8 protein-coding genes are annotated in these 8572 nt (G+C 61.7%); 2 read left to right on the top strand and 6 right to left on the bottom strand.

Annotation, left to right across the window (positions count from 1 at the left end; genetic code table 11):
* Nucleotides 1–278: 278 nt before the first annotated feature.
* The 6 genes from phoB to NMG80_RS01100 all read right to left on the bottom strand — a co-directional run bounded on the left by phoB (nt 279) and on the right by NMG80_RS01100 (nt 6673).
* Nucleotides 279–968: a phosphate regulon transcriptional regulator PhoB gene (gene phoB, locus NMG80_RS01125; protein WP_254016424.1), complete on the bottom strand. Its 690-nt coding sequence runs from the start codon at nt 966–968 to the stop codon at nt 279–281.
* 16 nt (nt 969–984) lie between these two features.
* Nucleotides 985–1692, bottom strand: coding sequence for a phosphate signaling complex protein PhoU (phoU, locus tag NMG80_RS01120; RefSeq protein WP_254016423.1), 708 nt, complete (start codon nt 1690–1692; stop codon nt 985–987).
* A gap of 35 nt (nt 1693–1727) precedes the next feature.
* Nucleotides 1728–2543, bottom strand: coding sequence for a phosphate ABC transporter ATP-binding protein PstB (pstB, locus tag NMG80_RS01115; RefSeq protein WP_254016422.1), 816 nt, complete (start codon nt 2541–2543; stop codon nt 1728–1730).
* A gap of 12 nt (nt 2544–2555) precedes the next feature.
* Nucleotides 2556–4169 carry a phosphate ABC transporter permease PstA gene (gene pstA, locus NMG80_RS01110; protein WP_254016421.1) on the bottom strand — a complete coding sequence of 538 codons (1614 nt, stop codon included), beginning with the start codon at nt 4167–4169 and terminating at the stop codon, nt 2556–2558.
* Nucleotides 4162–5550, bottom strand: coding sequence for a phosphate ABC transporter permease subunit PstC (pstC, locus tag NMG80_RS01105; RefSeq protein WP_254016420.1), 1389 nt, complete (start codon nt 5548–5550; stop codon nt 4162–4164). Before pstC ends, pstA begins: the two co-directional genes overlap by 8 nt.
* Nucleotides 5551–5668: 118 nt before the next feature.
* Entirely contained in the window at nt 5669–6673 is a 1005-nt protein-coding gene (locus tag NMG80_RS01100) for a PstS family phosphate ABC transporter substrate-binding protein (protein ID WP_254016419.1), read from the bottom strand.
* 825 nt (nt 6674–7498) lie between these two features.
* Here NMG80_RS01100 and NMG80_RS01095 point away from each other — a divergent pair.
* Together NMG80_RS01095 and NMG80_RS01090 are read left to right on the top strand one after the other, a co-directional pair.
* Nucleotides 7499–7825, top strand: coding sequence for a hypothetical protein (locus NMG80_RS01095; protein ID WP_254016418.1), 327 nt, complete (start codon nt 7499–7501; stop codon nt 7823–7825).
* Nucleotides 7826–8153: 328 nt separating this feature from the next.
* A complete protein-coding gene (locus NMG80_RS01090; protein WP_254016417.1) occupies nt 8154–8381 on the top strand; it encodes a hypothetical protein in 228 nt (75 codons plus the stop codon).
* Nucleotides 8382–8572 lie beyond the last annotated feature (191 nt).

Below are 8572 nucleotides of genomic sequence, written 5' to 3'. Positions count from 1 at the left end.
ACCATGAACTTCCTGACGCACTCACCCCTGGGCGAAGCAGGAGCGAAGCTCCGTCGCGGAGACCCTGGGATCCATGCCGTAAACTTAGCCGAGGAGTGCAGCGGAGCAGAATTCTGGATCGCAGCAGCGCTCTCAAGTCGCGGCATGGATCCTAGGGTCTGCGCCGCGTCGCTTCGCTCCTTGCTCCGCCCCAGGATGACGAAGTGAGGGGCGTTTCGGCTAATCGCCAGAGCATGCGATCCGCATGCTCGACCTGTCAGAACTTACGCGCCGAGGGCCTAGTCTTCCCTGATCGCATAGCCCGCGCCGCGGATGGTGCGGATGACATCGGGCATGCGACCATTGTTGACCGCCTTGCGCAACCGGCCGACATGGACGTCCACCGTGCGCTCGTCGATGTAGATCGTCTCGCCCCAGACATTGTCGAGCAACTGGCTGCGCGAGAAGACCCGACCCGGGTGCCGCATCATGAATTCGAGCAGCCGGAATTCGGTCGGCCCGAGCCGGATCTCGGTCTTCTTGCGATAAACCCTGTGCGATTCGCGATCGAGTACGATGTCGCCGACCTTCAGCACGCTGGACAGCACTTCGGGCTTGGCGCGGCGCAGCAGCGCCTTGACCCTGGCCATGAATTCCGGTGTCGAGAACGGCTTGACCAGATAGTCGTCGGCTCCGGTCGAAAGGCCGCGCACCCGGTCGCTCTCCTCGCCGCGCGCGGTCAGCATGATGATCGGCAGCCGCTCGGTTTCGGGACGCACCCGAAGGCGCCGGCAAAGCTCGATGCCGGAAACCGCCGGCACCATCCAGTCGAGCACCAAAAGATCGGGCACGTTTTCCTGCAGCCGGATTTCGGCCTCGTCGCCGCGCGTCACCACCTCGACCTGATAGCCTTCGGATTCCAGATTGTAGCGGAGGAGGACGCCCAGCGGCTCTTCGTCCTCCACCACCATGATGCGCGGCGCGATCATCGGCCGGTCACTCCTGTCATGTCGCCGGCGCCGACATCGTCGTTTCGTCGAGCTTCGGGCGATCCGCCGGCAATTGCTGCCCGGTCACGACAAAATAGGCGTTTTCGGCGATGTTGGTGACATGATCGCCGATACGCTCGAGATTCTTGGCGCAGAACAGAAGATGTGTGCAGGCGGTTATGTTGCGCGGATCCTCCATCATGTAGGTCAGGAGCTCGCGAAAGACCGCCGTGTATTTCACGTCGATCTTCTGGTCGTCGGTGCGCAGTTCCTTCAACGCGCCGGCATCGCGCGACACATAGTGCTCGACCACGCCGCGGAGCTGCACAAGAACGAGATCCGCCATCGCATCGATACCGTGCGAGAGATTACGCGGCGTCGCGCTCTGCCCGACTGCACTGACCCGCTTGGCTATGTTCTTGGCCAGGTCGCCGATGCGCTCGAGATCGCCGGCCATGCGGATTGCGCCAACCACGGCGCGCAGATCCTGCGCCATCGGCTGCCGCTTGGCGATCAGCGTGATCGCGCTGTCGTCGAGCTCGCGCTGCCGTGCATCCATGATGGCGTCGTCCGAGACGACGCGCTGCGCCATCGCATTGTCCGACGCGAGCAACGCGCGTATCGAGGCTGCGACCATTGCGGCGGCGAGCTCGTCCATATCGCGGATCAGCCTGTCGATATGCTCCAGTTCCTCGTCGAAAGATGCGACGGTGTGTTCACCCATGGTGCTGTCCTCGTGTTCGAAATTCGCTGGACCGCTCAGCCGAACCGGCCGGTGATGTAGTCCTGGGTGCGCTTGTCGTCGGGGTTGGTGAACATTTTGTCGGTGGCGCCCTCCTCGACCAGATAGCCGAGATGGAACATCGCCGTGCGTTGCGACACGCGCGCCGCCTGCTGCATCGAATGGGTGACGATGACGATCGTGTAGTTCTGGCGCAGTTCGTCAATCAGTTCCTCGACGCGGGCGGTGGCGATCGGATCGAGCGCCGAACAGGGCTCGTCCATCAGGATCACTTCCGGCGACACGGCGATGGCCCGCGCAATGCACAGGCGCTGCTGCTGTCCGCCGGACAGGCCGGTACCCGACTCGAGCAGGCGATCCTTGACCTCGTTGAACAGGCCGGCCTTCTTCAGGCTCGATTCGACGATGCCGTCCAACTCGGCCTTGCTCCTGGCCAGGCCGTGAATGCGCGGACCGTAGGCGACGTTTTCGTAGATCGACTTCGGAAACGGGTTCGGCTTCTGGAATACCATGCCGACGCGGGCTCGCAGCTCGACGACATCGATTTTCGGGTCGTAGACATCCTCGTCGTCGAGCGTGATCTTGCCGCTCACCCGCGCGATATCGATCGTGTCGTTCATTCGGTTCAAGCAACGCAGGAACGTCGACTTGCCACAGCCCGATGGGCCGATCAACGCCGTCACCTGATGCTCGCGGACATCGAGATCGACGTCGAACAGAGCTCGCTTCTCGCCGTAGTGAACAGAGACCTTTTCGCCCTTCATCTTGATCGAAGGGGCGTTGGTTCCGCTGCTCAGTTTCTGCTCGACGCCGGCTTCCGTCATGATGTTCATATCCTCTACTCCTTACCAGCGCCGCTCGAAGCGCCTGCGCAGTATCACCGCGATGGCATTCATGATGACCAAAAACACCAGCAAAATCAAAATCGCCGCCGAAGTCTTCTGCTGGAACCCGGCTTCCGGGAAATCCGCCCACATGAATATCTGCACCGGCAGGATCGTCGCGGGATCGGTGAAGCCGCCGGGAATGTCGACGATGAAGGCGACCATGCCGATCATCAGCAACGGCGCGGTTTCGCCCAGCGCATGCGCCATTCCGAGGATGGTGCCGGTCATGATGCCCGGCATCGCCAGCGGCAGGACGTGATGGAATACGGTCTGGACCTTGGAGGCTCCGATGCCAAGCGCCGCCTCGCGGATCGACGGGGGCACCGCGCGCAGCGAAGCGCGCGAGGCGATAATGATGATCGGCAGGGTCATCAGCGCCAGCACCATGCCGCCGACCACCGGGGCGGAGCGCGGCATGCCGAAGAAATTCAGGAATACGGCAAGTCCAAGCAGGCCGAAGACGATCGAAGGCACCGCCGCCAGATTGTTGATATTCACTTCGATCATCGTCGTCAGCCGGTTCTTGGGCGCAAATTCCTCAAGATAGATCGCCGCTGAAACGCCGATCGGGAAGGCGATGGCCAGCGTTACGATCATGGTCAGGAACGATCCGACGACCGCGCCCCAGACACCGGCCAGTTCCGGCTCGCGGCTTGCGCCGGTGAAGAAGAAGATCGAGTTGAACCGGCTTTCGATCAGGCCGGCGCTCTTCAGCCTGTCGAGCCAGACGATCATCTTGTCCGAAATCTTTCGCGATGCTTCCGGCGTCTCGATGACGCGCAGGAATGCCTGGCCGCTCGCGGCCGGCGCCGTGCTGTCCAGCGCCTCGATCACCGTGCCCTTTGCGATCACCGTGCCGTTGGCCGCAGGCGACAGCGCAGTCAGCTTGACCGTGCCGCCATTAAACGCGACCAGCAGCGACGACGCGCCGCTCGTCAGCGTGAGCATGCCGTTTTCGCCCTCGGTCGCACCATGGCCGCGCGCCAGCGCCAGCATGGCATCGTCGCCGAAGGTCAGATCGATGTCGCCGCTGGTTTGCGAAGGCGTGACAGTTGTCGAAATCGCTTCGTCCGAACCGACGTCGGCAAGCAGACCCTTGAGATAGAGGTCGGCAAAATCGTCAAGTGGAACCGCATAGTCCACCGTTCCTCCGAGCATCCCCGGATCAGCCGCAATATCCTTGCGCAGGAACACGCCTGTTCCGGTGGAAATCAGTCCGCGCAGCAGGCGCTTGTCCTGGCGGCTCGTCACATCCGGAAATTTTGCCGTAAGCGCTTCCTGGGCGATGGCGTCGTAATTCACTTCGTCGAGTTTCGCCGGGTCGACCTTGGCCGCCGAAAGATCGATCGGGAGCGTCACATAGTTCTGCCGCAGCGCCGGAATCGCCTGCGTGACGATCGTCGACAAGAGCAGCACAAGGAACAAGCCGGCCAACGCAACAGCTGCGGCGCCAAGCCATTTGAACCACGTTTCCGTGCGGTAGCGGCCCTTCAGCCGCGCTTTCGCGGCATCGTCGGTGTGAATGCTGACCGGCCGTCCGACGGCGCCGAATGACGAGATCGCATCAGTCATATTGCTCTCGGTACTTCTGGACGACGCGCAAAGCGACGATGTTGAGGGAAAGCGTGATGCAGAACAGCACCAGGCCGAGTGCGAAGGCTGCAAGCGTCTTGGCGCTGTCGAACTCCTGGTCGCCCACCAGCAGCGTCACGATCTGCACGGTCACGGTGGTGACCGCTTCGAGCGGGTTGGCCGTGAGGTTTGCCGCCAGCCCCGCCGCCATGACGACGATCATTGTTTCGCCGATTGCGCGGCTGACGGCAAGCAGCATCGCCGAAACGATGCCCGGAAGGGCAGCGGGAAGGACGACCTTGCGGATGGTTTCCGACTTGGTCGCGCCGAGGCCGGCGGAACCGTCTCTCAGGGATTGCGGAACGGCGTTGATCACATCGTCGGAAAGCGAGGAAACGAAGGGAATGATCATGATACCCATGACCACGCCTGCGGCGAGCGCGGATTCAGACGCGACGTTGAGGCCCAGGCTTTCGCCGATACCGCGGAAGTAGGGCGCAACCGTCAGCGCGGCGAAGAAGCCGTAGACGACGGTCGGAATGCCGGCGAGAATTTCCAGAACCGGCTTTGCGACCGCGCGGACGCTTTTGGAGGCGTAATCCGAAAGGTAGATCGCAGCCATCAGCCCGATAGGCGCAGCTACCAGCATGGCGATGAAGGTGATGAGCAACGTGCCGGCAAACAGCGGCACCATGCCAAAAATGTCCTCGTTGACCGCCCCGGCCTCCGCTCCCGCGCCGGTGAAGGCGCTCTGCGGCGACCAATGCGTGCCGAACAGGAACTTGTAGAACGGCACCTGTTGGAAGAACCGCAGGGACTCGAAGATAAGCGACAGGACAATGCCGATCGTCGTCAGGATTGCGACCACCGAACAGGCGATCAAGAATGCGCGAAGAATGCGCTCGACCACGTGGCGCGCCCGGTAGGCCTGTGCGATGCGCGAATAGGCCCAGTAAAATCCGGACGCGGAAAGCACGAGCGCGACGGTCCAGATGATCCAGGTGCTGGTCGCATGGACCGATTTGTAGAGGGCGGCGGCCGCCTCTTTCGTGGGATCGGCGAAGCCGACAAGCCCGCCAAAGGCAATCGCGCGAGCGTCGCGGATGAAAGCTTCGACCTGCGGGACGCCCATTCCCGACAACTCGGAGGAGAAGCGGTCGGCAATGATCGACGATTCAATGCTCGGCGTCACCAGCGACCACACCACGATCGCAAGCAGCGCCGGACCGGCAGCAAAAAGCGCCAGAAACATGCCATGCTGGCCAGGCAGCGAATGCAGTCGCGCGACGTCGCCATTGACACTGGCAATGGCGCGGGTCCGGCCGATCCAATAGGCCGCCGCTGCCAGAACCAACAGAAGAACAACGAGATAACCGACCATGATTCGGGACGTCCCCTCGACCGCCGGTCATTCACCGGCTCAAAGCACGGGACCTATGATCCCGCGCTTTGTGCTTTAGCATATGAGGGTCCGAGCGGTACGCTCGGACCCCGAAACATCAGGAGCCCATGCCCTTCAGGGCCTTGGCGTTTTCTGCCCACTTGGCGCGCTCGGCGTCCGGCAGCGGGATCAGGCCCTTGTCGGCCAGATAACCATCAGGACCCCATGCAGCATCCGAGGTGTACTCGGCGATGAACTCCTGCATGCCGGGGATGACGCCGACATGCTCTTTTTTGGCATAGACAAAGAGCGAGCGGGAGACGCCGTAATCGCCGGATGCGATGTTCTCGAAAGTCGGCTCGACGCCGTCGACCTTGTGGCCCTGCAGCTTGTCGGCGTTCTGGTCAAGGAACGAGAAGCCAAAGACGCCGAAGGCATTGGGGTTGGCTTCCAGCTTCTGGACGATCAGATTGTCGTTTTCGCCGGCCTCGACAAAAGCGCCGTCTTCGCGGATCTCGCCGCAGCCCTTTTCATTAGCCGCCTTCACTTCTTCCTGACAGGCTGCGTCCATGACGAGCTCGACGAATGCATCGCGCGTGCCAGATGTCGGCGGCGGGCCAAGCACCTCGATCTTTGTCGCGGGAAGCGACGAATCGACATCCGACCAGTTCTTGTAGGGGTTGGGCACGACCTTGCCGTCAACAGCGACGTTCTTGGCGAGCGCCTTGAAAATCTGTTCCTTGGTCAGATCAACGACAGTCCCTGCCTTCGAGTTGGCCAGTACGATGCCGTCGAAGCCGACCTTGATCTCGACCGGCGTCACGCCGTTTGCCTTGCAGGTTTTAAGCTCGCTGTCCTTGATGGCGCGCGAGGCATTGGTGAAGTCGGCGGTATTTTCGCCGACGCCCTGGCAAAACAGCTTCATGCCGCCGCCGGTGCCAGTCGACTCGACGACCGGGGTCTTGATCTTTCCGCTCTGGCCAAGCTTTTCAGCGACAGCCGTCGTAAAGGGGAACACTGTGGACGAACCGACGATTTGAATCTGGTCGCGCGCGGCGGCATAACCAGCCGACGCGGCGAGCGCAAGCGCCGCGGCCGACGCCGTAAGGAGGAATTTCTTCATGTGGCCTGCTCCTGTTCGGAAAATGGTCTATCGGCGCCATTCCTTCGGCGCCCGCTGAGGCCATAGCCCCCGATTATTACAGTCACATGACAGTTTGATGTCACCCCGGTAACCGCGTACAGCCCTGTCGAAAAGGAAAGCCCACGGGTCTCGCCGCTACAGCCGTGGTTTGCCGCTGGAATCAGCAGCTTGCGCGATTTGCGGCCGGCATTTGCCCTCGACAGGCGAACAATTGGCGCCGAAAGAAAATCCGGGCGGGAGCGCGTTGCATGCGGCCAAGGAGGTCATGGCCGCGCCATCGCCGAAGCAGGTCCGTTGGGGTAAATCTGACCCTGCTTCTTGCCGGCGGTCGCTGCTCCCGCCCGTAACTGGAGGAGCGGAACTCGAATGCGCTTATTGTTCCAACCGGACGCATGCTTTGATATGGTGCGATCGCACCATAGTCTTGTCGCAACGCGTCACCGAATTGGCTGGACCCAAGGCTGATGTGGTATCCCGTGTTGGGCTGGATTTCTCCGTCCGCACCGAGCTTTTCGAGCAAGGGCCCCCTGGTTGATGGGCTTGGGGCCGACGGGCTTGCGGCTGATGACGTGGGCTGGCAATCGCCCATGCCCGACCCCAGTCGCGCCAAAGTCGCGCCAGGGACGCTGCGGCACTTTGATTTTGCGCATGGTCCCCAGCGAAATCGATTCCGATTCTCCGGGTCATGCGCTAGCCTTGCCCGCAGTGTATTCCGACGGTTGTCGGTAGAACCGAAGCCGCGTTATAAATCCCGCTAGGGTGTTGCCGATGTTGGGACGGATCCTGCCTTTTTTCGTGTGCCCGATGCTGCTGTTAGGGAGCGGCTGCTCGCGCAGCTACGACGGCACCGTCGTCATTCCAAGGCCGCTCGATGTCCGGCGGTTCTGGGACAGGCCGCCGCAGCAGGCGCAAGCCGAACAGCCGCAGTTGCTGCAGACCGACGTCTTTCCTGCGGCGCCTGAAACGCCGGAAAGAATGGCGGCCCGCAAAATCGACACCCCCATGGCGCCGAGAAGGAAAATCGCCAGGATTGCCAAAGTTCCGCCGACCCCGTCGTCCGAGCCGGCGAAACCGCTCACCTGCAGGAACGTCAGCCAACCCGGAAAACGGGTCCGCATGGTCTGCGAATAGCCAGCCGGCAAGTGGTGGCAGCTAAAAAGATGCGCCCTGAAACCGTTGCTGCGCACCTGACGCAGCGGTTCGGTCAGACGCGCAGGCCGTGAGCATGAGCCGGCTGGTCGGTTTTCGGACTGCCTGATCGGCGTTGCCGGCAGCCACATTGAACCTTATCCGGCCTTCGACGTTAAATAGCTATTGCAGCGCCGCGTCGCTTTGGACGCACAAGTACGCTGTGGCTTGATTTTTGCGCGTGGTTCTTTCCGAACCGAAGGGGCAGTGGAGCAGAGGTCGGTCCCGATGCTTGGGGTGATGCGCTGGATGGTCAAAGGAGACCGAATACATGTCGATTCACTTCACTGTCTCGGACCTGACCAGAAATCTGTTTCACGCGCCCAGAAATCTGTTTCACTCGCTGCATGAGCGCGCGCCGAGACCTCTCAGCCCTGAGCAAAGTCTTTTGCTGGAATGTTATCTGGCTGGTCAGATTCCGGAATCGGCCTGGAGCGACTACGTCTTCGAGACGCCGGAATTGGCACGCCATGTCAATGCGAGACGCGGCCAACACTGATATCCGGTGAACCAGTCCGATCGCTCGATGTGGCGACAATCGCCAGCTCCGGCGCGGCTTCCCGGGACAATAGGCCTTGAATCGGGTAGGAGGGAGCCTTGCGGCATCCCCCCTCCCACACCACCGTGCGTACGGTTCCGTACACGGCGGTTCATGAAGCGTGGTTTAGACGTCGAAGCTCGTTTTGGAGC

The organism is Mesorhizobium escarrei, from assembly GCF_935825525.1.
Lineage (GTDB): Bacteria > Pseudomonadota > Alphaproteobacteria > Rhizobiales > Rhizobiaceae > Mesorhizobium > Mesorhizobium escarrei.
This window is presented reverse-complemented; position numbering and strand designations above follow the sequence as displayed.